Raw genomic sequence first — 22,865 nt, 5'->3', positions numbered from 1 at the left:
GTACGGCGCGGCCGGGCGCCCGGCCGCGCCGCGAAATCGGGATGCGGCGACGGGAGATGGGCCGATAACCTCCGCGGGACAGCGGGATAAGGCAAGGGGGCTACCGTGGGGCACGTCGAGGTGGGGCATCTGGTTTACGTGCTGCCCGACGGCCGCCCGCTTTTGAACGACGTGTCGTTCCGGGTGGGCGACGGCGCCAAGGCGGCGCTGGTCGGGCCGAACGGCGCGGGCAAGACGACGTTGATGCGGCTGATCGCCGGGGATCTGCAGCCGATCGAGGGGAGTGTCGCGAGTTCCGGGGGCCTCGGGGTCATGCGGCAGTTCATCGGCACCGTCCGCGACGGCAGCACGGTGCACGACCTGCTGCTCTCGGTGGCCCCGCCGGGGGTGCGCGGGGCGGCGGGCGCGCTGCACCGGGCGGAGCTCGCGATGATGGAGCGCGACGACGAGAAGACGCAGATGCGTTATGCGCAGGCCATCACCGACTACACCGACGCCGGGGGCTACGACATCGAGGTCCTCTGGGACACCTGCACGGTGGCCGCGCTCGGCGTCCCCTACGACAACGTGAAATACCGCGAGGTGGACACGCTGTCAGGCGGGGAGCAGAAGCGGCTGGCGCTGGAGGCGCTGCTCCGGGGGCCGGATCAGACCCTGCTGCTCGACGAGCCGGACAACTACCTGGACGTGCCGGGGAAGGTCTGGCTGGAGGAGCGGCTCAAGGAGACGCCGAAGACCGTGGTGCTGGTGAGCCATGACCGGCAGCTCCTGGCGAACGCGGCGGACCGCATCGTCACCGTCGAGTCGGGCAGCGTGTGGATCCACGGTGGCGGGTTCGCGACCTACGCACAGGCGCGCCAGGAGCGCAACGAGCGGCTCGACGAGCTGCGCCGCCGCTGGGACGAGGAGCACGCCAAGCTCAAGCGGCTGGTCGTCATGCTGAAGCAGAAGGCGAGCTACAACGACGGCATGGCCCCGGCCTACCACGCCGCGCAGACGCGGCTGCGCCGGTTCGAGGAGGCGGGGCCGCCGGAGGTGGCGCCGAAGGAGCAGAACATCAGGATGCGCCTGCGCGGCGGGCGCACCGGCAAACGGGCGGTGGTCTGCGAGGACCTCGAGCTGACGGGCCTGATGAAGCCGTTCGACGCCGAGATCTGGTACGGCGAACGCATCGCGGTCCTCGGCTCCAACGGCTCGGGGAAGTCCCATTTTCTGCGGCTGCTCGCCGGTGAGGACATCCGGCGGACGGGCACGGCGCTCCTTGGGGCCAGGGTGGTGCCAGGGCATTTCGCCCAGACCCACGCGCGTCCGGACCTGCGGGGCCGCACGCCGTGCGAGATCGTCATGACCGAGCACGCCCGGCTCAAGAACGAGGCGATGAAGGCGCTGGCCCGCTACGAGCTGGCCGGCGCCGTCGCCGAGCAGCGTTTCGAGACCTTGTCGGGGGGCCAGCAGGCCAGGCTTCAGATCCTGCTGCTCGAACTGTCAGGGGCGACGCTGCTGCTGTTGGACGAGCCGACCGACAACCTCGACCTGGCGAGCGCCGAGGCGCTCCAGGACGGCCTGGCCGGCTTCGACGGCACGGTGATCGCGGTCACCCACGACCGCTGGTTCGCGGCGGACTTCGACCGCTTCCTGGTGTTCGGGGCCGACGGCCGCGTCTACGAGGCCGCCGAGCCGGTGTGGGACGAGTCCCGGGTCGTCCGTCCCCGCTGACCGCGACGAGCCGCGCCTACGGCCCGCGCCTACGAGCCGCGCCGTCGGCCGTGGTCCGGGATCGCGATCGTGGCCCGGGCCGTTCTCGCCGTCCGGTCGGTGCCGCGAGGTCGGGGCGGCGAGGTCGGGGCGGCGAGGTCGGGGCGGCGAGGTCGGGGCGGCCCGCGAGGTAAAGGCTGCGCCGTTCGCCCGCGTGTCACAATGCCCGGATGCCACGGGCGGGTTAAGACGGCATGGTGAACCTGCGCTTTCCTGTGGTCTCCGGCGCTCAGCCGGCCGGTGTCGTCCGTGTCGTGGCCGTTGGCGCGGTGGCGCTGTCGGCTCTTACCGTCGTCGGGTGTTCGAGTGAGGAGAAGCCAGCGCCGGAGCTTCGCCCCCTCGCGCTGCGCGACCAGACGTCGTCGATCGTCAAGTCCGGCGACACCTACGTCGTCAACTGGGCCGGAGTGCTGGGCAACGATAACCAGTGGCATTTCGGCGAGCAGATCGTCGCCACGGTCGTGGGCAAGGACTCCAAGGGCAAGCAGGTGGTCAGGATGGACCAGCCGCTCGACGCCGTGCCGCCGTCGGGTTCGCTGCCGTTCAGCGGTCAGGTGGTCGCCGCGCAGAAGCCGGAGAAGGTGACGATCGAGTTCCGTCCGGCGCAGTGGCGCAAGGCGGAGCGGGTGCCCTCGTCTTTCCGGCCTTTTCCCGTGACCGACTCGAAGGTCATACGCCAGCAGAACGGCACTTTCCTTGTGACCGGTCGCATCTCCAATCCGTACAATCTCGCGGCGAGCAGCCTGGTGGTGACGGCTTTGGTGCGTGACCCGGCGGGCAAGTTGCTGGGCGGCGGCACCACGTTCGTGGACAACGTGGGTGCCGGAGGGCGTCCGCGTTTCATCCTGAGCGTGGAGGGCCTGCCCGCGAAGGCGGCGGTGGGTAACACCGAGATCGTGGCGCGCACGTGGGGGTCTACGGGCAAGCCGTACGAGGAGCTGGCGCTCGGCGGGGTGAAGCCCGTGCACACGGTCAAACCGACCACGGCTCCCTTCTCGCGGGACCGCGGACGTCAGGCGCTTCCCGTCGCGCCCTAGGCGAACGAGCCCCTACCGACAGTGTTGCTCAGATAAGGGACCGCACCGACAGTGTTGCTCCAATAAGTGCGCATAAAAGGCGAAAAACAGTGCATTTCTGGATGGCAATGGCACTTGCGCCGAGCATGACATCACAATCACAGCTCATGTAAGACTTAGAGAATCGCTGGAACTACGAGTTACCGACCGTTTACTGTCGGTCACATGAATGACAGCGTCCTGGTCGAGGCTCTACGCGCCCGCGACCCGGGTGCCCTCGCCGCACTCTACGACTCCTGCGCTGAGAGCATCTATCGATACTGCTGGTCGCTCCTGGGCAGCGCGGACAGCGCCCAGGTCGCGCTGCGCGACACGCTGATCGCGGCCGAGGCCCGCATCCACTCCCTCGCGGGCGCGGACCGCTTCCGGCCCTGGATCTACGCGCTCGCCCGCGCCGAGTGCATGCGGCGGCAGGTGGCCGCGGGAGGAGACGAAACCGAGAGCGTCTCCGCGGTCGTGGTCTCCGGGTCCGGGTCCGGTTCCGGTTCTGGTGAGGACTCCGGCGAATCCGATCTGCGGATCATCGCCTGGGACGCCGTCCGCAGTCTCACGCCCGAGGACCGCGAGGTCCTCGAACTCGCCTCCAGGCACGGCATGTCGCCGGCGGAGGTCGCGGCGATCGTGCGCCTGCCGTACCGCATGACCGAGGCACTGCTGGAGAGCGCCCGCGACCGGCTGCGTGAGGCGGTGACGGCGGAGATCCTCGCGCGCAGGGGGCCGTTCGACTGCCCTCGCCGGGCGCGCATCCTGACCGGGTTCAGCGGCGAGTTGAGCCCAGAGATGCGCGACCGGGTGATCCGCCACCTCGGCCGGTGCGACGTCTGCGCCCGGCACCGAGGGCGGCAGGTCGCCCCGGCCAAGGTGTTCGACCTGCTTCCCACCGTCGTGCTGCCCGAGTCGCTGCGCGTGCGGGTGATGAGCTGCTTTGTGGACCCGGAGCTGGTGCCTTATCGGCGTTATGTCGCGCGACGTGTGGGCGCGCTGGACGCCGCCGGCTTTCCCGTCCCGACCGTTTTTCGGAGCCGTCGCCGGTCTCAGGCGCTTGCCGGAGCTGCTGCGGCGGTGGCCGCGCTAGCCACCATGGCGTTCACCGTCAACCACTTCGGCCTCGACGCCGACCGCGCCATCATGGGCATCGCCTCGGGCGCCTTCCCCGCGCCCGGTGAGCCGCCGGGCATCCGGGTGCCGTGGAATTCGTCTGCGGGTGACGGATCGCTGGTGCTCGACCCCATCGGGGAGGGCGCCTCGCCGCGGCCGAGCGGGGGGGCCGTCTGGCCCGCCGGCGTCCCGCAGCCCGACCCCGCCGCTCCGGCCGCCCCCGTCGGCAGCGCGAGGCCGGTCCCGCCGGGCCCGCTTCCCGTCCCGACGGGGGTTCCGAATGCCGTGCCGCCCATCACCGACCCCGGAGGCCTCGGGCCGGACATCGTGATGCCGCCGGTCGAGGGGCCTCCGGGCCGCGAGCACCAGGGAGGCCCGCACACCCCGCGGCCGCACCCCACATCCGCCCCGACCAGGCATCCGGGGGGCCCTGGCGGCGCCACGTCGGCGCCGACGACCGGGCCCACCCCGAGCGAGAAGCCCACGCCTTCCGAGAAGCCCACGCAGCCCCCCGCCGAGGAGCCGACCGAGAAGCCGACGGACAAGCCCACCGACAAGCCCACGGACGAGCCGGGTACGGCACAGCCGTCCGCCAGTGGTGGCGAGCCCCCCACGGGTACGCCCGAGCAGACCGCGGCCTAGCCTCGCCGCCCGATCCATTCAAAGGGCGTGAGTTCCCCCCAACCTTCGCGGTTATGCCAACTACCTGTGATGACTACGTTAAGTAAGAAACATGTGTACGGAATGTTATCCAGGGGAACCGTGTGCATTGGGTCATCGTTTGTCGCATAGCGACACACGGGTGGTGAAGGGGGACGTATGCGCTTCGCCGAGAGGGGCACCGCACAACGGCGACGGGTTCTGTCCGGCAGGTTGGTGTCCGGGAGCCTGGCCGCCTGTCTGGTGACGATGGCGTCGGCCGCCGACGCGTCGACCGCGCCGGCCGCCGCGCTGAGGGCGAACCCCACCCCGAGCGACGTGGCCGACGCCCGCGCCGCCGTACGCGAAAGCAGCAAGGAACTGGGGGATGCGTCCTCCCGCCTGGCCGCCGCCCTGGCCGAGAAGGAGGACCTGGCGGCCGAAGCCGGGCGGCTCGTGGAGGCGTACAACGGCGAGATCGTCCGGCTCCGCGACGCCGAGCGTGCCGAGCGCGCCGCGGCGGACCGGCTGGTGGGGGCGGGCCAGGAGCTGGAGGAGGCCCGGCGCGCGGTCGCCCTCGTCGCGTCGGAGTCCTACGGCGGGATCGACGTCAACGAGCCGTTGATCGCTCTGCTGGCCGGCGGTGGCGGGGTCGCCGGCATGCTCCACCGCGCCAGCGTCCTTGAGCACATGGGCGGGGAACGCAGCCAAACCGTCAAGCGGCTCAGCGACGCCCACGAGATTATGGGCATTCTCCGCCGACAGGCCACCGAGTCAGTGGAAAAACGCCGGGAGGCGACAGAGCGCGCCGAGAAGGCCAAGGTGACGGCGCAGAAGGCGGTGGAGCGCCAGGTCGTGGAGACCGAGCGCATCGAAAAGGAGAAGAAGGCCCTGGAGGACCGGCTCGACGCCGCCAGGTCGAAGGCCGACCGGCTGGCGCGGCAGCGCGCGGCGGCACTTGAGCGGGCGAAGTTCGCGCGGCTGCGCTCGTCGGCCGTGCGTTCCGCGGCCGTGCGTTCGTCGTCGGCCCGCGCGTCGACGCTGGTGGCGGGGGCGCGCAGCGCGGGACGCATGGGTGACATCGCCGCGGACTGGGCGCTGACGCAGCTCGGCAAGCCGTACGTCTGGGCGGCCGACGGGCCGGGCAGCTACGACTGCTCCGGGTTGACGATGCGGGCCTGGGAGAAGGTCGGCGTGCGGCTGGATCACTGGACGGGCACGCAGTGGACGTCGGGTCCGCGCATCCCGGTGGGGTCCCTGCGCCGGGGGGACCTACTGTTCTTTGGCAGAATCACCAGCAACCCCGGCGACATTCACCACGTTGGCATTTACATAGGGCGGGGATTGATGGTGCACGCCCCCCAGACCGGCGACGTGGTCAAGATCGCCCCGATGTGGCGGCGGGACCTCGTCGGTGCGACCCGGCCCGTCGGCCGGGCCGCACCGTAGCGCTTGACGCTCGCCTGGCACATACGTCCCGCCGCGGCACGTCCCGGCGGGGGGAAAGGCGACCCTGACGATGAGGCGATCATGAGGCGACCGTGAGGCCGGAGCCCACCACGCTCAGGGATACCGCCCGACCTGGGGAAAGGCGCGCGGAAGAGATTTCAGTGCCCGAGTTCGAGGTGCCTCTTCAGCGAACGCTCGATCTCGGCCTCCGCCTCGACACGCCCGACCCAGTTGGCGCCCTCGACGGATTTGCCGGGCTCAAGGTCCTTGTAGACCTCGAAAAAGTGCTGGATCTCCAGCCGATCGAACTCGGGGACGTGGTGGATGTCGCGGATGTGCTCCATCCTGGGGTCGGTGGCGGGAACACAGAGGACCTTGTCGTCCCCGCCCTTCTCATCGGTCATGCGGAACATGCCGACCGCCCTGCACTTGATCAGGCAGCCGGGGAAGGTCGGCTCCTGGAGAAGCACCAGGGCATCGAGCGGGTCACCGTCCTCACCGAGGGTTTCCTCGATGAAGCCGTAATCTGCAGGATATTGGGTGGAGGTGAACAGCATTCGGTCGAGCCGGATGCGGCCGGACTTATGATCCACCTCGTACTTGTTCCGTTGTCCCTTGGGAATTTCAACGACAACGTCGAACTGCACCGGGGTTCCTCCGCTCGCGCCCCCGGGCACTCCCGGCCGGGCGTTAATGTCTCGTAGGCGATACCAACTAGTGGAGAGGGTCGGCGACGTGTCACGGCGCGAGCGTTGGGTGGCGATCGTCACTCTCGTCTTGCTTCAGGTGTTCGTGGCCGCCACCGGCACATATGTGGTGGCCAACGACGTCAGCCTGAACGCGCTGACAGGAGAGTCGCCACGTCCGATCGTGTCGGGCAAGCCGCCGTCCGTCCCCGTCAGGACCGCCGGGCCAGTGCTTGTGGCGGGTGGGAACGGACCTCTCCCCACCAAGGGTACTTTGACCGGACGTCTTGCTGAGGCGCTGGGTGACCCCGCGTTGGGGTCCCGGGTTGGAGCCTCCCTGATCGATGCCCGCACTGGTGTGGCTTTGTACGGCAAAAGCCCAGATGTCGGCATCACCCCGGCTTCGACCACAAAGGTGGTCACGGGCGTCGCCGCGCTCGCTTCCCTGGGCCCCGACACCCGGCTCACCACCCGTGTCGTGAAGGGGCCGACCGCCGCGTCGATCGTGCTCGTCGGCGGCGGCGACCCGACACTCGCCGGGCCTAAGCCCGGCAAGGGCACGCCGTACCCGAAGCAGGCGTCCCTCGGCCAGCTCGCCTCCCGCACAGCCACCGCACTCAAGGGGATGGGCCTGCGCAACGTCCGGCTCTCCTACGACGACAGCCTTTTCACCGGCCCGCGCACCGGGCCCGGCTGGAAACCCGGCTACGTGCCGGAGGGCAGCGTGGCCCCCGTCCACGCCTTGGCGATGGACGAGGGCAGGGTCTCGCCCGACTCGGGCGCGAGGGTGGGCGATCCGGCGCGGACGGCGGCGACCGCGTTCGCCGGCCTACTCCGCCGGCAGGGCGTCACCGTGGCCGGGAAGATCCAGCCGGTCAAGGCGACCTCGGAGGTGGACGAGCTGGCCCGCGTGGAGTCGGCGCCGGTCTACGCGCTGGTGGAGCGGATGCTGACGCTGAGCGACAACGATCTCGCCGAGGCGCTCGCGCGGCACGTGGCGATCAAGGAGGGCAAGGGGGCGTCGTTCGCCTCGGTGGCTCCCGCCGTGGAAAGCGTGCTGCGCAAGCTCGGCCTCGACCAGGGCGTCGAGGTCTTCGACGGCAGCGGCCTGTCGATCCGCAACCGCATCTCGCCCGTCGCGCTCGCCAGGCTGGTGTCCCTGGCCGCCGCCCCGAGCAACCCGCGCCTCCACTCGGCCGTGAGCGGCATGCCCGTCGCCGGTTTCACCGGCACGCTGCAGCGGCGGTTCACCGAGCGGGGCGGCCATGCCGGACTCGGCATGGTTCGCGCTAAAACGGGCACGCTGAACGGCGTGAACACGTTGGCCGGAGTGGCGACGACCAAGGAAGGACGCCTGCTGGCCTTCGCCTTCATGGCCGACAAAGTGTCGGCGAGCTGGGGCAAGGCCGAGGTGGCTCTCGACCGCCTGGCCGCGATCCTGGCCGATGGCACCTGATCCGCTCCCCATGTCCTCGCACTTCCCGACAATGTCTTAGAAACCTCGTTCCCGGTGAGAGACGGTGACGGGCGCCGGCGGTCCCGCGGGGTTCGACGCCGCCGTTCTTCGCAGGGGACGGCCTGACCACATACGGTGGGAACTATGCAGGTGATCGACTGGGATCTGGCCGTCGCGACCGGGACACGCCTGGTGCGCCCCGGTCCACAGGTGAGCCGGGAGGAGGCCAGGCAGGCCGTCGTCGAGCTGCGGCGGCTGTCGCGCGAGGCAGAGGGCTATGTGCGGGAGTTCACGAGGATCGAGGCCGAAGCCCCGCCGCAGCCCGCGACCGTCGTCGACCGGCCCGGCTGGATCAGGGCCAACGCCGAAGGGTTCCGCGTCGTGCTCGAACCCCTGACCGAACGTATGGCGAACCGGCGCAACCCGCCGCCCGCCCTCCTCACGGCGGTCGGCTCCCGGGTCACCGGCGTCGAGGTGGGGGCGGTGCTCGCCTTCCTCGCCACCCGGGTCCTCGGCCAGTACGAGCTCTTCCTCCCGCCCGACCCGAGTGGCCAGGCCCCCACGGGCCGGCTCACCCTGGTCGCGCCCAACATCGTCCACGCCGAACGCGAGCTCGGCGTCCACGCCCGCGACTTCCGGCTCTGGGTGTGCCTCCACGAGGAGACCCACCGGGTGCAGTTCACCGGGGTGCCCTGGCTGCGGGAATACGTCAGAAGCCAGATGACGGAGTTCCTGCTCGCCGCCGACCTCGACCTGCAGACCCTGCTGGACCGGCTCAAGCAGGCGGTCGACGCCGTCGCCGACGCGGTGCGCGGCGGGGAGTCCACCCTGCTCGACGCCATCCAGAGCGATGAGCAGAAGGCCGTCCTCGACCGGCTGACCGCCGTCATGACGCTCGTCGAGGGCCATGGCGACTTCGTCATGGACGCCGTGGGCCCGTCCGTCGTGCCGTCGGTGGCGGAGATCCGCGGCAAGTTCCAGCACCGCCGCGAAGGTGGGTCCCGCTTCGACCGCACGCTCCGCCGGCTGCTCGGCATCGATCTGAAGATGAAGCAGTACGCGGAGGGTTCGGCCTTCGTCCACGCTGTCGTGGACGCCGTGGGCATGGAGGGCTTCAACCGGGTCTGGACCTCGCCGGAGACACTGCCGACGCAGGCCGAGTTCGCCGATCCGGCGGCTTGGATCGCCCGCGTCGTCAACCCCCGCGAGATCCCCAGCGCCGCCGCGAACTGACGCCCGCGAGACATGCGCCCGACGTCCGCCCGACGTCCGCCCGACGCCCGCGCGGGCCCGGCGAGGGTCGGGTAGGGCCGAGAATGAGGGCATGGGTCCTCATCCGGCGGTGGCCGACGTGCGCCGGGCCGTTCGCGAGTCTCTGGCCGACCTCACCCGGGGCGGGCTGGTGCTCGTGGCGTGCAGCGGCGGCGCCGACTCGCTGGCGCTGGCGGCGGGCCTCGGCTTCGCCGCGCCACGCATGGGGCTGCGCGCCGGGCTGGTGACCGTCGATCACGGCCTGCAGGAGGGTTCGGCCCGTCAGGCCGACCGTGTCGTACGGCTGGCGCCGAGCCTCGGCCTCGACCCGGCCGAGGTGCTCGCGGTGACGGTCGGCACCGAGGGCGGGCCGGAGGCGGCGGCCAGGGAGGCGCGCTACGCGGCCCTGGCGGGGGCCGCGGAGCGGCTGGGGGCCGAGGCCGTACTCCTGGGGCACACCCGAGACGATCAAGCTGAGACGGTGCTTCTGGGGCTTGTGAGGGGGAGTGGGCCACGCTCGCTGGCGGGAATGGCGGGAATTGTTGGGATTTACCGGCGGCCTCTGCTGGGGCTCGGCCGGTCCGTGACGACGGTCGCCTGCGCCGCGCTCGGGCTCGCGCCCTGGGAGGACCCCCACAACCGCGAAACGCGGTATACGAGGGTCCGGGTGCGTGAGCACGTGCTTCCCGTCCTCTGCGAGGAACTGGGACCCGGCATCCCCGAGGCCCTGGCGCGCACCGCCGCCCTGTGCCGGGACGACGCCGACGCGCTCGACGCCTGGGCGGACCGCGTCTACCGGGAGGCGCTCACCGGCCGTCCCCCGGCGGAGGAGGCCTCCCCGCCGGCGCGTCCGGCGGTCTGTCTGTCGGTGTCGGTGCTCGCGTCGTGCCCGGCCGCCGTGCGGCGGCGGGTGATACGGCGGGCGGCGCTGGCGGCGGGGTCGCCGTCCGGGGCCCTGGCGGCCGTGCACATCGCGGAGGCCGACCGGTTGGTCACCGAATGGCGTGGTCAGCGTGCTGTTCACATGCCCGGAGGCGTGGGAGTCGTCCGAAATGCCGGAGTTCTCGCGTTTGAGAGGATGTGCTGGGGGTCTCCCGCAAAAGAGAGTCGGGCACAAGGCTAAGGTGTGGCGCGTGGCGAGCCCGGCTTCTCGCGGGGTGGAAGAGCACCGACACACGAAGGAAATCCCAGGTGGACGCAGCCGACATCGGCATGGATCTGGAGAAAGTCCTCATTTCCGAGGATGAGCTCCAGGCCAAGATCTCTGAACTGGCCGCACGGATCGATGCGGACTACGCGGGCGAGAAGCTCTTGATCGTCGGGGTGCTCAAGGGCGCCGTCATGGTCATGGCCGACCTCGCCAGGGCGCTGCGCACCCCGCTGGAGATGGACTGGATGGCGGTGTCGTCGTACGGCGCCGGCACCAAGTCGTCCGGTGTGGTGCGCGTCATGAAGGACCTCGACACCGACATCGCAGGACGTCACGTCCTGGTCGTCGAGGACATCATCGACTCGGGCCTGACGCTCTCCTGGCTGGTCCACAACCTGGAGTCGCGCAACCCGGCCTCGGTGGGCATCTGCGCGCTTCTCCGCAAGCCCGACGCGCTCAAGGTGGACCTCGACGTGAAGTACGTCGGGTTCGACATCCCCAACGAGTTCGTGATCGGCTACGGGCTCGACTACGCCGAGCGCTACCGCAACCTTCCCTTCATCGGCACCCTCGCTCCGCACGTCTACGGCGGCGCCAAGTCCTGAGAGGCCGCCCGCCGAGGGCTCCCGCCGGGCCACGGCCGGACCGCCGGTCCGCTGCCCGGCGCACGCAGGCGCACGCAGGCGCACGCCACGTGCATGCGTGACGCGCATGCGTGACGCGCATGCACGTGGCGCGCATGCGAACGGTGTCCCGCGTGTGGTCCGCAACCCCTGGAAATACGCCCTGGGCGAAGCCCAGCCCTCGGGAACGCGATATTGGTCTCAAGGCGAGGGGAACATAGGCGCACTTGACGTACGTTGGTAGGGCAGGTGCGTTAGCGCTGGGACAGTGACCTTGCGCGGCGCAGCGGTGTACCTTCGGACACCAAGGGCGTGCTCGCCTCGTCCTTGCGTCGTCAGTTGGAGCGGTTAGGATGCCGCAACCCTCAGGAGGCAACCCCTGGGGGACCAGGCCATGGTCAGGAAGGGACGGGCCCGCAAGGGGTTCCGCATCGGATGGATCTCAAGCGATTTACACGTGGGCCACTCCTGTGGATCCTGGGCATCGTCGTGCTGCTCTTGGTCGTCACCACCATGTGGGGCGGCGATAGCAACTACGAGAAGACGGACACCTCCGCGATCGTCAAGATGATCGACGAGGGCAAGGTCGCCAATGCGAAGATCATTGACAAGGATCAGCGCATCGAGGTCACCACGACCGACAACCAGCGCTTCTCCTCTTCCTGGGTCTCCGGCCAGGGTGTGCAGCTCGCCAACCAGCTCACCGCCGCCGAGAAGGCCGGCAAGCTGAAGGACGGCTACAACGTCGAGGTGCCCCAGGAGAACTTCCTGGTGGGCCTGCTGGTCAGCTTCCTGCCGGTCGTCGTCATCGTCCTCATCTTCCTGTTCCTGATGAACCAGATGCAGGGCGGCGGCTCCCGGGTCATGAACTTCGGCAAGTCCAAGGCCAAGCTGATCACCAAGGACACGCCCAAGACCACCTTCGCCGACGTCGCCGGCGCCGACGAGGCCATCGAGGAACTCCAGGAGATCAAGGACTTCCTCCAGGCCCCGGCCAAGTTCCAGGCGATCGGCGCCAAGATCCCCAAGGGCGTGCTGCTCTACGGCTCGCCCGGCACCGGCAAGACCCTGCTCGCCCGCGCCGTCGCGGGTGAGGCGGGCGTGCCGTTCTACTCCATCTCGGGTTCGGACTTCGTCGAGATGTTCGTCGGTGTCGGCGCCTCCCGGGTGCGCGACCTGTTCGAGCAGGCCAAGGCCAACGCGCCCGCGATCATCTTCATCGACGAGATCGACGCCGTCGGTCGGCACCGCGGCGCGGGTCTCGGCGGCGGCCACGACGAGCGCGAGCAGACCCTCAACCAGCTCCTCGTCGAGATGGACGGCTTCGACGTCAAGGGCGGCGTGATCCTCATCGCGGCGACCAACCGCCCCGACATCCTCGACCCCGCGCTGCTGCGCCCGGGCCGCTTCGACCGGCAGATCGTCATCGACCGTCCCGACCTTGAGGGCCGCAAGGGCATCCTGAAGGTCCACGCCAGGGGCAAGCCGTTCGACGGCGACGTCGACCTCGAGGTCATCGCCCGCCGCACGCCCGGCTTCACCGGCGCCGACCTCGCCAACGTCATCAACGAGGCGGCCCTGCTCACCGCTCGCCAGGACAAGAAGCTCATCTCCATGGCGATCCTGGAGGAGTCCATCGACCGCGTGATGGCCGGCCCCGAGCGCAAGACCCGGGTCATGTCCGACCAGGAGAAGAAGGTCATCGCCTACCACGAGGGCGGCCACGCCCTGGTGGCGCACGCGCTGCCCAACGCCGACCCCGTGCACAAGATCACGATCCTGTCGCGCGGCCGAGCCCTCGGCTACACGATGACGCTGCCGATGGAGGACAAGTTCCTCGCGACCCGGTCGGAGATGCTCGACCAGCTCGCCATGCTGCTCGGTGGGCGCACGGCCGAGGAGCTCGTCTTCCACGAGCCCACCACCGGCGCCTCCAACGACATCGAGAAGGCCACCTCCATTGCCCGCCGCATGGTGACCGAGTACGGCATGAGCGAGCAGCTCGGCGCCCGCAAGTTCGGCACCGGCAACAGCGAGGTCTTCCTCGGCCGCGACATGGGCCACGAGCGCGACTACTCCGAGAAGATCGCCTCCACGATCGACGAGGAGGTGCGCCGCCTCATCGAGTCGGCCCACGACACGGCGTGGGAGATCCTCGTCCAGTACCGAGACGTGCTCGACAACCTGGTCCTCGAACTCATGGAGAAGGAGACCCTCTCCCGCGACCAGGTCCTCCAGATCTTCTCGCCCGTGGTAAAGAAGGAGCACCGCCCGTCGTACTCCGGATACGGCAAGCGCCTCCCCTCTGACAGGCCGCCCGTGCTGACCCGGAAGGAGCAGGCTGGAAACGGTGCTCTGCCGGCGGGCACGTCGGCTGCGCAAGACGTCGTACCCCGAGACGGAAATTGAACGTGGCAAATCAGCACCACCTGGTCGACTCAGATCGGATTGAAAAGGCCGTTCGCGAGATACTTCTGGCGATCGGCGAAGACCCCGACCGAGATGGCCTGCGGGCCACCCCCGCGCGCGTGGCCAGGGCTTACGCGGAGCAGTTCGCGGGCCTTGGCCTCACCCCCGAAGATGTCCTGACCACGGTCTTCGACGCGGATCACGATGAGATGATCCTGGTCAAGGACATCGAGGTCTTCAGCACCTGCGAGCACCACCTGCTCCCCTTCCACGGGGTGGCCCATGTGGGCTACGTCCCCAACGAGAAGGGGCAGATCACGGGCCTGTCCAAGCTCGCGAGGCTGGTCGACGTCTACGCCAGGCGGCCCCAGGTCCAGGAGCGCATGACGTCCCAGATCGCCGACGGCCTCATGCGGGTGCTCGAACCCCGCGGCGTCATCGTCGTGATCGAGGCCGAGCACATGTGCATGACGATCAGGGGCGTGCGCAAGCCGGGGGCGAAGACCACCACCTCGGCGGTGCGCGGCAGCTTCCGCGACAGCGACAAGACCCGCGCCGAAGCCATGTCCCTCATCATCGGACGCTAGCCCGCGGATCCGGCGTACGGCTTGAGGGCGCCTCTCAGGCCGTACGCCGGTCGGGCGGGTTTGCCAGGGCCGTCGCGCGCCGCGTGAGGCCCCGGAGCCCCTTGAGGGCTCGGTGAGAGTCTCGTGAGACCCGGTCGGCCGCGGCCCTCGCGTCGCGGCGGCCGGGTGCCGCCGCCGACGGCCCCGGGCGCGGGGGATCGCGGAAACCTTCAGCGCCAGGCCACTCGAATCCGGATTCCCGGGTATAAGGCAGCCGGGATGAGTGGGGATGGGGCTGATTCGTTATCGCCAAGGCGTACCCCTCGGGGGGGTTCGGGTGGTGTGAACACCTAGGCTGGTCGGCATGACCACGCGCGGTGTTCCAGGGTTCCCCGACAGGGGGCGCTGCCTGGTCATGGGTGTCGTCAATGTGACCCCGGACTCGTTCTCGGACGGGGGGCGCTGGTTCGACGTGGGCACTGCCGTACGGCATGGCCTTGAGCTGGTCGAACAGGGTGCCGACCTGATCGATGTGGGCGGCGAGTCGACCCGGCCGGGTGCCTCCAGGGTCTCCCTGGAGGAGGAGCTCGCCCGGGTGATCCCGGTGATCCGGGCGCTTGTCGCCGAAGGCGTCCCGGTGAGTGTCGACACCATGCGGGCCGAGGTCGCCAAGGCCGCGGTCGAGGTGGGCGTGGGGCTCGTCAACGACGTCAGCGGTGGTCTGGCCGACCCCGACATGTCGCGCATTGTGGCCGCCTCCGGCGTGCCGTACGTCGTGATGCACTGGCGTGGCCACAGCAAGGGCATGGACGACCTCGCGGTCTACACCGACGTGGTGGCCGAGGTCTGTGAGGAGCTCACCAAGCGGGTCGCCGCGGTGATGGCCGAGGGCGTGTCGGAGAGTCAGATCATCCTGGACCCGGGGCTCGGGTTCTCGAAGCGGGGCGGGCAGGACTGGGCGGTGCTCGCCGGGCTTCCCCGTCTCGGTGAGCTGGGCTTCCCCCTGCTCATCGGGGCTTCGCGCAAACGTTTTCTGGGCCGCTTGTTGGCCGAGCCCGACGGAACCCCCCGCCCGTTCGGCGCTTCCGACGACGCCACGACGGCCGTGACGGCTCTCGCGGCGCAAGCGGGGGCATGGTGTGTGCGTGTCCACAGCGTGCGGCCCAATGCGGATGCCGTGCGTGTGGCCGCCGCGTGGCGGAAGGGCGGGGAGAGCGGATGAACGTGGACATCGGCGCGGTCGAGACGGCCAATCAGGCGTTCTATACGGCGATTGAGGACGCCGATCTCGATCGCATGACCGAGGTCTGGGCCGAGGACACCGAGGCCGGCAAGGTTTCGTGCGTGCATCCGGGGTGGCCGCTGCTGAGCGGCCGGGCCGAGGTGCTGCGCTCATGGGCGTTGATCATGGCGAACACGCCGTATATCCAATTCGTGCTGACCGATGTCTCGACCACGGTCATCGGCGACGTCGCCATTCTCACCTGCGCCGAGAACATTCTGACGGCGGGTGACGCCGGGGACGCGAGTTTCGCCGCGGGCAAGGTCGTCGCGACCAACACCTTCGTCCGGACGGGCGGCGGGTGGCGGCTGTGGATGCACCACGGCTCTCCCGTCCTCCAGGGGGAGGACGACGATGAGGGAGAGGAAGAGGCGACGGCGTAACCTTCTACTGGGGTTTTGTGGCTTTGCTACGCACCCGCGTCATTAGAGCTGCATTGGGGGGTATGGGTGAATTCCATCACCGATCGTCGGGGGGTCGAGAGCACGGACCTCGACGTCACGAACCTCGGGAGTGGACACGGCGACGGCCTGGACCGCGTGATCCTGCGCGGCCTGCGGGCTCGCGGTCGGCACGGGGTGCTGGCCGCCGAGCGTGAACTCGGCCAGGAGTTCATCATCGACGTCACGATTTTTCTGGACACGGCGCCTGCGGCGGCGGCGGACGACCTCACCAAGACCGTCCACTACGGCGAGCTCGCCGAGAGGCTTGTCGACGTCGTGGCCGGCGACCCCGTCGACCTGATCGAAACGCTCGCCCAGCGCCTCGCCGACGTATGCCTGTCCTACGCCCCGGTCCAGCGGGCACAGGTGAGTGTCCACAAGCCGTCCGCGCCGATCCCCGTCCCGTTCGAGGACGTGATCGTCACGATCACCAGAGACAAGGCCACGATAGGCACGGCCACGAGGGACACGAGAGGCAGGGTCGCCGCGGCCGTCGAGGGGAGTGGCTCATGAAGGCCGTCATCGCCCTCGGCAGCAACCTCGGCCGCCGGCTGGACACGCTGCAAGGCGCGCTCGACGTGCTGTTCGACGCACCGGGCATCCACTTCGTCGCCGTGTCCCCGGTCTACGAGACCGCCCCGGTGGGCGGCCCCGAGCAGGAGGACTACTTCAACGCCGTCGTGGTCGCCGAGACCGACCTGGAACCTCACGCCCTTCTCGAACGTGCTCAGAGTGTGGAGAACGCATTCGGCCGAGTGCGCGCGGAGCGTTGGGGGCCGCGCACTCTCGACGTCGACCTGGTCACCGTCGGCGAGCACGTCCTCGACGACGAGACGCTCACCCTCCCCCATCCCCGTGCGCACGAACGCGCGTTCGTGCTGGTCCCCTGGCTGGCCGTCGACCCCGACGCGACGCTGCCCGGCCGGGGCCGCGTCGCCGACCTGCTCGCCGGGCTCGGCCGGGAGGGCGTGCGCGAGCGCACGGATCTCGCCCTTCAGGGACCGCAGTGAAGCCGACCCGTCCGGGGGTCCTGGTCGCGATCCTCCTCGGTCTGACGCTGGTCACCTGGTGGGCGCTCCAGTTGTCCTACTCGTCGCTTCCGCGCCTTCCCTGGACCGCCATCCCCACCGTGCTGCTCCTGGCCCTCGGCGAGGCGTACACGGGCTGGATGACACGCGCCAGGCTGCTGCGCAGACCCGGCACCAAGCCCGTGGAGCCGCTCGTGGTGGCGCGTACGGCGGCGCTCGCCAAGGCGTCGGCCTACGCCGGCGCCCTTTTCGGCGGCATCTTCGGCGGGTTCGCGCTGCACACGATCGAGCTGCTCGACCGCGAGACCCCGCGGCACGACTTCTTCATCGCCGGTGGCTCGTTCCTGGCGTGCGTGTTGCTGATCGCCGCCGCGGCCTACATGGAGTACTGCTGCCGCGTGCCCAAGGACAAGAACCTCGACCAGCCCCCGCGCACCTGACCCGCCGCACCTGACCCGCCGCGCGGTTCATGCGCCGATCACTTGTCGATGTCGCCGACCACGAAGAACATCGACCCGAGAATCGCCACCATGTCGGCGACCAGGTGGCCCGGCATCATCTCGCGCAGCACCTGGATGTTGTTGAAGGACGCGCTGCGCAGCTTCATACGCCACGGCGTCTTCTCGCCCCGGCTCACCAGGTAGTAGCCGTTGAGGCCGAGCGGGTTCTCCGTCCAGGCGTAGGTGTGCCCCTCGGGCACCTTCAGCACCTTGGGCAGGCGCTGGTTGATCGGGCCAGGCGGCAGCTCGCGCAGCCGCGCGAGGCACGCGTCGGCGAGGTCGAGCGAGACCTTGACCTGGTCGAGGAGCACCTCGAACCGCGCGTGGCAGTCGCCCGCGGTGCGGGTGACGACCTTGACGGGCAGTTCGCCGTACGCGAGGTACGGCTCGTCGCGGCGCAGGTCGAAGTCCACACCCGAGGCGCGGGCGATGGGGCCGCTCACGCCGTATTGCATGATGGTGTCGCGGTCGAGTACGCCGACGCCCTTGGTGCGGGCCAGGAAGATCTCGTTGGCAAGGATCAGGTTCTCGATGTCGGGCAGGCGCCGCCGCACGTCCGCGACCGCCTTCCCGGCGCGGTCGAGCCATCCGGCGGGCAGGTCGTCCTTGAGGCCGCCGACCCGGTTGAACATGTAGTGCATGCGCCCGCCGGAGATCTCCTCCATCACGGCCTGCACGGTCTCGCGTTCCCGGAAGGCGTAGAAGATCGGTGTGATGGCGCCGAGTTCCAGCGGATACGAGCCGAGGAACATCAGGTGGCTCAGCACCCGGTTCAGCTCGGCCAGCAGCGTGCGCGCCCACACCGCGCGCACCGGCACCTCCATGCCGAGCAGCCGCTCGACCGCGATCACCACGCCGAGTTCGTTGGCGAAAGCCGACAGCCAGTCGTGCCGGTTGGCCAGCACGAGGATCTGCCGGTAGTCCCGCACCTCGAAGAGCTTCTCGGCCCCCCGGTGCATATAGCCGACGATCGGTTCGGCGGCGGTGATGCGCTCACCGTCGAGCGTGAGCCGCAGCCGGAGCACCCCATGCGTGGAAGGGTGCTGCGGGCCGATGTTGAGGACCATGTCCTCGGTGGCCAGTTCCTTGCCACCTACCGCCTGCGCTCCGGCTCCGATGCCCACAATCCGCTCGGTCATAGAACAATCCAAGCACCTCAGGAGCGTGAGGCAAGCTCCCGGAGCGCCGCGACGAGCCGGTCCACGTGCTCCTCGGCCGTGCCGACGCCGATGGAGGCGCGTACGGCGGAAGCCGTACCGTCCTGGCACCTGCCGTCCTCCAGCCCGCCCAAGAGGTGGCTGACGAACGGGTGGGCGCAGAACTTGCCGTCGCGCACCCCGATGCCGTATTCCGCCGACAGCGCCTCGGCCACCTCGCGCGCGGTGCGGCCTTCGACCACGAAGGAGACGATGCCCACGCGGGGGTGCTCCGGCCCCCACAGGCCGAGTTCGCGCACGCCCTCGATGGTGGCGAGGCCGGCCCGCAGCCGCGACAGCAGCCGCTCCTCCTCGCGGACGAGCGGGGTCCACCCGGTGGCGCTGAGCGCGTCGCAGGCGGCGGCGAGGGCGATGGCGCCGAGCACGTTGGGGGTGCCGGCCTCGTGGCGCTGCTCGGCGTCCTCACACCACTCGACCTGCTGGGCGACGGCCTTGGAGGCGCCGCCGCCGCGCAGGTAGGGGTCGGCCGCGGTGAGCCAGTCGGGCCGCCCGACGAGCACACCGGCGCCGAACGGCGCATACAGCTTGTGCCCGGAGAAGGCCACGTAGTCGAGGTCGAGCGCGGTCAGGTTGAGCGGACGGTGGGGGACGAGCTGGGCCGCGTCCACGAAGATGCGGGCGCCGTGGCGGTGGGCGATGTGGGCGAGGGCCGCGACCGGCCACAGTTCGCCGGTGACGTTGGAGGCCGCGGTGACGACGAGCAGGGCGGGCCCTTCCACGGCGGCCAGGGCCTCGTCGGCGGCCCGTACGGCTTCGCCGGGGAACGCGGGGGCGGGCAGCCGTACGACGTCGGGCCAGGGGAGCAGGGAGGCGTGGTGCTCGGTTTCGAAGACGACGACCGTGGTGCCCTCCGGCAGGCAGCGGGCGAGGAGGTTCGTGGCGTCGGTGGTGTTGCGCACGAAAACGGCCGCGTCGCTCGGACGGGCCCCGACGAACGCGCGGACGGTGTGTCTGGCCTGCTCGTAGCGGGCCGTGGTGAGCTGCGAGGCGTATCCCGCGCCCCGGTGCACGCTGGAATAGGCCGGGAGCGCGGCGGCGACCGCCTCGCTCACCGGCGTCAGACAGGGCGCGCTGGCGGCGTAGTCGAGGTTGGCGTATCCGACGAGTCTTCCGCCCCTCACCGGCACGGACAGGTCGGCCCCGACGATCGTCGGGATGGGACGCACCTCGGCGCTGTTGCGGAAGTCACGTGTGGTGGTCGTCACAGTGGACAAAGCTGATCCCCTCGGCTCGGTCGGACCCGACACCAGGGGTGGCGAAGCCCGCGCTTGCCCGGCGCACCGCGCGCCGGACCTGGTCTTCACCCGGGGCACCCCGCCGCGAGCGCGAGGGTTGCCGACCAGCAAGCCGGGGCTTGTCGCTGGCACTCATGACCTTCGGCCGAACTATAACCTGAGGCTCCCCTATTGCCGCAAGTCGGTATCTTGGCCCTTCGGTAAGGGCTTCTTATCGCCCGCGTATAAACGCGGATCTTGATCGCATGGCTCACGAGTCCCGGAGGTGCAGATGGACTGGGTGGCCGACCCCCAGATCTGGATCGGTTTTCTCACCCTTGTCGGCCTGGAGATCGTCCTCGGTATCGACAACATCATCTTCATCTCGATCCTGGCCGGGAAGCTCCCTGAGCACCAGCGGGATCGAGCGAGGAAGCTCGGCCTGGCGGCTGCGCTGATCTCCCGACTTCTGCTGCTCCTGGCTCTGTCGTGGGTGGTACGGCTGACGGAGCCCCTCTTCGAGGTGCTGGGCCAGGAGATCTCGGGCCGCGACCTTATTTTGATCTTCGGTGGCCTCTTCCTGCTGGGCAAGAGCGTCTACGAGATCGGCGACAGCATGGAGGGCAAGTCCGGCCATGGCACGAGCAAGGGCGCCGCGTCCTTCGGCTCGGTGATCGTACAGATCATGATCCTCGACGTCGTCTTCTCGCTCGACTCGGTCATCACCGCGGTCGGCATGGTCGACGAGATCGGTGTGATGATCGCAGCGGTCATCGTCTCGGTGATCGTGATGCTGTGGGCATCGGGCCCGATCAGTCGTTTCGTCGACAAGCACCCGAGCATCAAGATGCTGGCGCTGTCCTTCCTGGTCCTGATCGGCGTGCTGCTGGTGGCCGAGGGATTCGATCAGCACATCGAGAAGGGCTACATCTACTTCGCGATGGCGTTCTCCCTGCTGGTGGAGCTGCTCAACATCCGCAGGCGGTCCAAGTCGGAGACCGCGGCACCGGTGGTGCTGCACAAGCGCTATCAGGAGGAAACTCCGGACAAGGTCTGACAAAACACCACTTAGAGTGGGGTTCGTGCGCTTTGATCCTTGGAACCCAGAGTTCATCGCGAACCCCTACGGCGTCTACGCGGAACTGAGGCGCGAACGGCCGGTCGCCTTCTTCGAGCCGACCGGCCAGTGGCTCGTCGCGCGGCACGCGGAGGCCGCTCCCGGCCTTGAGCTCACCCGCGAACCCGAGTGGGGACCCGGCTACGTCATCCGGGGTCTGCGATCACTTCCCGTGTCCGTGTGAAGTAGCCGATCAACGGCTGCAGCAGCCTGGCCGCGAGCGGTCCGAACGCGGCCAGGATCAGCACGTATGCAGCGGCCAGCGGACCGAGGTCGGGGTGTGCCCCGGCGCCCACCGCCAGGCCCGCGATCACGATGTTGAACTCGCCTCGGGGGATCATCGCGATGCCCGCCCGGGCCTGGCCCGCCTTGGCGATGCCCGCCCTGCGGGCCGCGTAGACGCCGGTCGCCAGCTTGGTTCCCATGCTGATGACGGCGAGTAGCAGCGCCAGCCCCGCGACCGGCCAGATGGCCGCCGGATCGGTCTGCAAGCCGAAGAACACGAAGAACACCGCGGCGAACATGTCGCGCAGCGGCATCAGCAGTTCCCGCGTGTCGTGGGCCAGCTCGCCCGAGACCGCGATACCCACCAGGAACGCGCCGACCGCCGACGACACCTGGAGTTCGGCGGCGATGCCCGCCACGAGCAGGGCCAATCCGACGACCTTGAGCAGCAGCACCTCGGAGTTCGGGCTGGACACGAACGCCTCGATGAACCGGCCGTACCTCAGCGCGACCACGAGCACCACCGTGACCGCCGCCAGCGCGATGCCGACGGTCACGGCCCCGCTGAGCAGGCTCGCGCCGGACAGCACCGCGGTCAGCACCGGCAGGTAGAACGCCATCGTGAGGTCCTCGAAGACCAGGAGTGACAGCACCACCGGGGTCTCGCGGTTACCGATCCAGCCGAGATCGGAGAGGACCTTCGCCGTGATGCCCGACGAGGTCGCGTAGGTCACGCCGGCCATCGCCACGGCCGCGACCGGTCCCCAGCCGAGCAGCAACGCCGCGATGGCTCCCGGGGCCGCGTTGAGGACCAGGTCCATCAAGCCGCCCCTGGCGTTGCTTTTCAGGCTCGTCATGAGCTCGTCGGCGTTGTACTCCAGGCCGAGGGTCAAAAGCAGCAGGATGACGCCGATCTCAGCGCCGACCTTGATGAAGTCCTCGCTGGTGGCGAGGGGATAAAAACCGCCGGTCCCGAAAGCGAGACCGGCGATGAGGTAAAGCGGGATAGGGGATATGCCAACACGCAGCGCCAGGGCCCCGAGCACTCCAAGGCCGAGGATGATGGCGCCTAGCTCAATAAGAAGAATCGCTCCGTGCACTCGCCTGTTTCCGTCGTCTGTTATCCGTGCGCCAGGAGGTCGGCGACCGCCGACGTGCTGTCCTGGCTGCCGACCACGACGACCGCGTCGCCGTTCTCGAATCTGAAATCGGGACCGGGGCTCGCGTTGACCTGCCCCGCGCGCACGACCGCCACGATGGAGGCGCCCGTCCGGGTGCGCGCCCGCGTGTCGCCGAGCGCGCGTCCGGCGTACGGAGAGTCCGCCGTGATCGGGAGCTGCACGCTGACGAGGCCCTCGACCTCCCGGTGCAGGGCGTTGAGCCGCTGCACGATGCGCGGGGCGCCGAGCAACTCGACGAGGGCGTCTGCCTCGGCGTCGTTGAGCCGTATGTCCTCACACGCGCGGTCGGGGTCTGATAGGTCGTAGATGACGAGGTCGCGGCGTCCGGTGCGGTGGGAGATGACTCCTATGCGCCGCCCGCCCTGGGTGGTGAACTCGTGTTTGAGCCCGATCCCGGGCAGTGGGGTCTGCTCGATGTCCACCGGACACTCCTCCGACAGGTGGCGAGGGTCTTCTCTGACAAGGCTGAATAGCCTGGTTTTACCGTACCCCGAACTCAC

General features: G+C 69.5%; 22 protein-coding genes and 1 riboswitch. Of the genes, 17 read left to right on the top strand and 5 right to left on the bottom strand.

Going from position 1 to position 22,865, the window contains the following annotated elements; all coding sequences use genetic code 11:
- Positions 1 to 105: 105 nt before the first annotated feature.
- From BLQ73_RS21765 to BLQ73_RS34215, 4 genes are all read left to right on the top strand, one after another.
- Positions 106 to 1,716 (top strand): ABC-F family ATP-binding cassette domain-containing protein, encoded by a 1,611-nt coding sequence (locus BLQ73_RS21765; RefSeq protein WP_093172781.1) that lies wholly within the window; start codon positions 106 to 108, stop codon positions 1,714 to 1,716.
- A 293-nt stretch (positions 1,717 to 2,009) separates the two neighbouring features.
- Positions 2,010 to 2,792: a hypothetical protein gene (locus BLQ73_RS21760; RefSeq protein ID WP_093172877.1), complete on the top strand. Its 783-nt coding sequence runs from the start codon at positions 2,010 to 2,012 to the stop codon at positions 2,790 to 2,792.
- Positions 2,793 to 2,996: 204 nt separating this feature from the next.
- Positions 2,997 to 4,571, top strand: coding sequence for a sigma-70 family RNA polymerase sigma factor (locus BLQ73_RS21755; protein ID WP_093172779.1), 1,575 nt, complete (start codon positions 2,997 to 2,999; stop codon positions 4,569 to 4,571).
- A 177-nt stretch (positions 4,572 to 4,748) separates the two neighbouring features.
- Positions 4,749 to 6,017 carry a C40 family peptidase gene (locus BLQ73_RS34215; protein ID WP_093172777.1) on the top strand — a complete coding sequence of 423 codons (1,269 nt, stop codon included), beginning with the start codon at positions 4,749 to 4,751 and terminating at the stop codon, positions 6,015 to 6,017.
- Between the two features lie 158 nt (positions 6,018 to 6,175).
- Here the strand turns inward: BLQ73_RS34215 and BLQ73_RS21745 are convergent, their stop codons facing one another.
- Entirely contained in the window at positions 6,176 to 6,664 is a 489-nt protein-coding gene (locus BLQ73_RS21745) for an inorganic diphosphatase (protein WP_093172775.1), read from the bottom strand.
- 88 nt (positions 6,665 to 6,752) lie between these two features.
- Between BLQ73_RS21745 and dacB the strand changes: the two genes are divergently transcribed.
- From dacB to BLQ73_RS21690, 11 genes are all read left to right on the top strand, one after another.
- A complete protein-coding gene (dacB, locus tag BLQ73_RS21740) occupies positions 6,753 to 8,159 on the top strand; it encodes a D-alanyl-D-alanine carboxypeptidase/D-alanyl-D-alanine endopeptidase (protein WP_245691256.1) in 1,407 nt (468 codons plus the stop codon).
- Positions 8,160 to 8,303: 144 nt separating this feature from the next.
- Positions 8,304 to 9,392, top strand: a complete 1,089-nt coding sequence (locus tag BLQ73_RS21735; RefSeq protein WP_176955588.1) for a zinc-dependent metalloprotease — start codon at positions 8,304 to 8,306, stop codon at positions 9,390 to 9,392.
- Positions 9,393 to 9,483: 91 nt separating this feature from the next.
- Positions 9,484 to 10,533, top strand: coding sequence for a tRNA lysidine(34) synthetase TilS (gene tilS, locus BLQ73_RS21730; RefSeq protein WP_093172771.1), 1,050 nt, complete (start codon positions 9,484 to 9,486; stop codon positions 10,531 to 10,533).
- A gap of 68 nt (positions 10,534 to 10,601) precedes the next feature.
- A complete protein-coding gene (hpt, locus tag BLQ73_RS21725; protein ID WP_176955587.1) occupies positions 10,602 to 11,165 on the top strand; it encodes a hypoxanthine phosphoribosyltransferase in 564 nt (187 codons plus the stop codon).
- A 453-nt stretch (positions 11,166 to 11,618) separates the two neighbouring features.
- Positions 11,619 to 13,592: an ATP-dependent zinc metalloprotease FtsH gene (gene ftsH / locus BLQ73_RS21720; RefSeq protein ID WP_093172769.1), complete on the top strand. Its 1,974-nt coding sequence runs from the start codon at positions 11,619 to 11,621 to the stop codon at positions 13,590 to 13,592.
- 2 nt (positions 13,593 to 13,594) lie between these two features.
- Positions 13,595 to 14,179, top strand: coding sequence for a GTP cyclohydrolase I FolE (folE, locus tag BLQ73_RS21715; protein WP_245691254.1), 585 nt, complete (start codon positions 13,595 to 13,597; stop codon positions 14,177 to 14,179).
- Positions 14,180 to 14,522: 343 nt separating this feature from the next.
- Positions 14,523 to 15,380: a dihydropteroate synthase gene (gene folP / locus BLQ73_RS21710; RefSeq protein ID WP_245691253.1), complete on the top strand. Its 858-nt coding sequence runs from the start codon at positions 14,523 to 14,525 to the stop codon at positions 15,378 to 15,380.
- Entirely contained in the window at positions 15,377 to 15,823 is a 447-nt protein-coding gene (locus tag BLQ73_RS21705) for a nuclear transport factor 2 family protein (RefSeq protein WP_093172763.1), read from the top strand. Before folP ends, BLQ73_RS21705 begins: the two co-directional genes overlap by 4 nt.
- Before the next feature lie 147 nt (positions 15,824 to 15,970).
- Positions 15,971 to 16,396, top strand: coding sequence for a dihydroneopterin aldolase (folB, locus tag BLQ73_RS21700; protein WP_093172871.1), 426 nt, complete (start codon positions 15,971 to 15,973; stop codon positions 16,394 to 16,396).
- Positions 16,393 to 16,893, top strand: a complete 501-nt coding sequence (gene folK, locus BLQ73_RS21695; protein WP_093172761.1) for a 2-amino-4-hydroxy-6-hydroxymethyldihydropteridine diphosphokinase — start codon at positions 16,393 to 16,395, stop codon at positions 16,891 to 16,893. The genes folB and folK overlap by 4 nt, the downstream gene beginning before the upstream one ends.
- A complete protein-coding gene (locus BLQ73_RS21690; RefSeq protein WP_093172759.1) occupies positions 16,890 to 17,351 on the top strand; it encodes a DUF3180 domain-containing protein in 462 nt (153 codons plus the stop codon). Before folK ends, BLQ73_RS21690 begins: the two co-directional genes overlap by 4 nt.
- Positions 17,352 to 17,389: 38 nt before the next feature.
- Here BLQ73_RS21690 and BLQ73_RS21685 read toward each other — a convergent pair whose 3' ends face one another.
- Positions 17,390 to 18,550, bottom strand: coding sequence for an NADH-quinone oxidoreductase subunit D (locus BLQ73_RS21685; RefSeq protein WP_093172757.1), 1,161 nt, complete (start codon positions 18,548 to 18,550; stop codon positions 17,390 to 17,392).
- 17 nt (positions 18,551 to 18,567) lie between these two features.
- On the bottom strand, positions 18,568 to 19,833 hold the full coding sequence (locus tag BLQ73_RS21680; RefSeq protein WP_245691252.1) for an aminotransferase class V-fold PLP-dependent enzyme: 1,266 nt from the start codon (positions 19,831 to 19,833) through the stop codon (positions 18,568 to 18,570).
- Between the two features lie 54 nt (positions 19,834 to 19,887).
- Positions 19,888 to 20,003, bottom strand: a riboswitch (SAM riboswitch).
- 131 nt (positions 20,004 to 20,134) lie between these two features.
- Between BLQ73_RS21680 and BLQ73_RS21675 the strand changes: the two genes are divergently transcribed.
- Together BLQ73_RS21675 and BLQ73_RS34210 are read left to right on the top strand one after the other, a co-directional pair.
- Positions 20,135 to 20,899, top strand: coding sequence for a TerC family protein (locus tag BLQ73_RS21675; protein WP_093172753.1), 765 nt, complete (start codon positions 20,135 to 20,137; stop codon positions 20,897 to 20,899).
- A 25-nt stretch (positions 20,900 to 20,924) separates the two neighbouring features.
- On the top strand, positions 20,925 to 21,143 hold the full coding sequence (locus tag BLQ73_RS34210; protein ID WP_245691251.1) for a hypothetical protein: 219 nt from the start codon (positions 20,925 to 20,927) through the stop codon (positions 21,141 to 21,143).
- Here BLQ73_RS34210 and BLQ73_RS21665 read toward each other — a convergent pair.
- Together BLQ73_RS21665 and BLQ73_RS21660 are read right to left on the bottom strand one after the other, a co-directional pair.
- Positions 21,106 to 22,284 (bottom strand): cation:proton antiporter, encoded by a 1,179-nt coding sequence (locus tag BLQ73_RS21665; RefSeq protein WP_093172749.1) that lies wholly within the window; start codon positions 22,282 to 22,284, stop codon positions 21,106 to 21,108. The two genes, BLQ73_RS34210 and BLQ73_RS21665, sit on opposite strands and share 38 nt — an antisense overlap.
- A gap of 20 nt (positions 22,285 to 22,304) precedes the next feature.
- On the bottom strand, positions 22,305 to 22,787 hold the full coding sequence (locus BLQ73_RS21660; RefSeq protein WP_093172747.1) for a cation:proton antiporter regulatory subunit: 483 nt from the start codon (positions 22,785 to 22,787) through the stop codon (positions 22,305 to 22,307).
- Between the last annotated feature and the right edge of the window lie 78 nt (positions 22,788 to 22,865).

Origin of the sequence: Sinosporangium album (assembly GCF_900100605.1) — a bacterium.
Taxonomy (GTDB): Bacteria; Actinomycetota; Actinomycetes; order Streptosporangiales; family Streptosporangiaceae; genus Sinosporangium; species Sinosporangium album.
The sequence above is the reverse complement of the archived record's forward strand: the minus strand, read 5'-3'. Positions and strand labels throughout refer to the sequence as shown.

Coding starts and splice junctions, on each gene's coding strand:
- BLQ73_RS21675 (WP_093172753.1), top strand. CDS start 20,135: ATGGACTGGGTGGCCGACCCCCAGATCTGGATCGGTTTTCTCACCCTT.
- ftsH (WP_093172769.1), top strand. CDS start 11,619: ATGGATCTCAAGCGATTTACACGTGGGCCACTCCTGTGGATCCTGGGC.
- BLQ73_RS21705 (WP_093172763.1), top strand. CDS start 15,377: ATGAACGTGGACATCGGCGCGGTCGAGACGGCCAATCAGGCGTTCTAT.
- BLQ73_RS21685 (WP_093172757.1), bottom strand. CDS start 18,550: ATGACCGAGCGGATTGTGGGCATCGGAGCCGGAGCGCAGGCGGTAGGT.
- BLQ73_RS21735 (WP_176955588.1), top strand. CDS start 8,304: ATGCAGGTGATCGACTGGGATCTGGCCGTCGCGACCGGGACACGCCTG.
- BLQ73_RS34215 (WP_093172777.1), top strand. CDS start 4,749: ATGCGCTTCGCCGAGAGGGGCACCGCACAACGGCGACGGGTTCTGTCC.
- folP (WP_245691253.1), top strand. CDS start 14,523: ATGACCACGCGCGGTGTTCCAGGGTTCCCCGACAGGGGGCGCTGCCTG.
- BLQ73_RS21755 (WP_093172779.1), top strand. CDS start 2,997: ATGAATGACAGCGTCCTGGTCGAGGCTCTACGCGCCCGCGACCCGGGT.
- tilS (WP_093172771.1), top strand. CDS start 9,484: ATGGGTCCTCATCCGGCGGTGGCCGACGTGCGCCGGGCCGTTCGCGAG.
- folK (WP_093172761.1), top strand. CDS start 16,393: ATGAAGGCCGTCATCGCCCTCGGCAGCAACCTCGGCCGCCGGCTGGAC.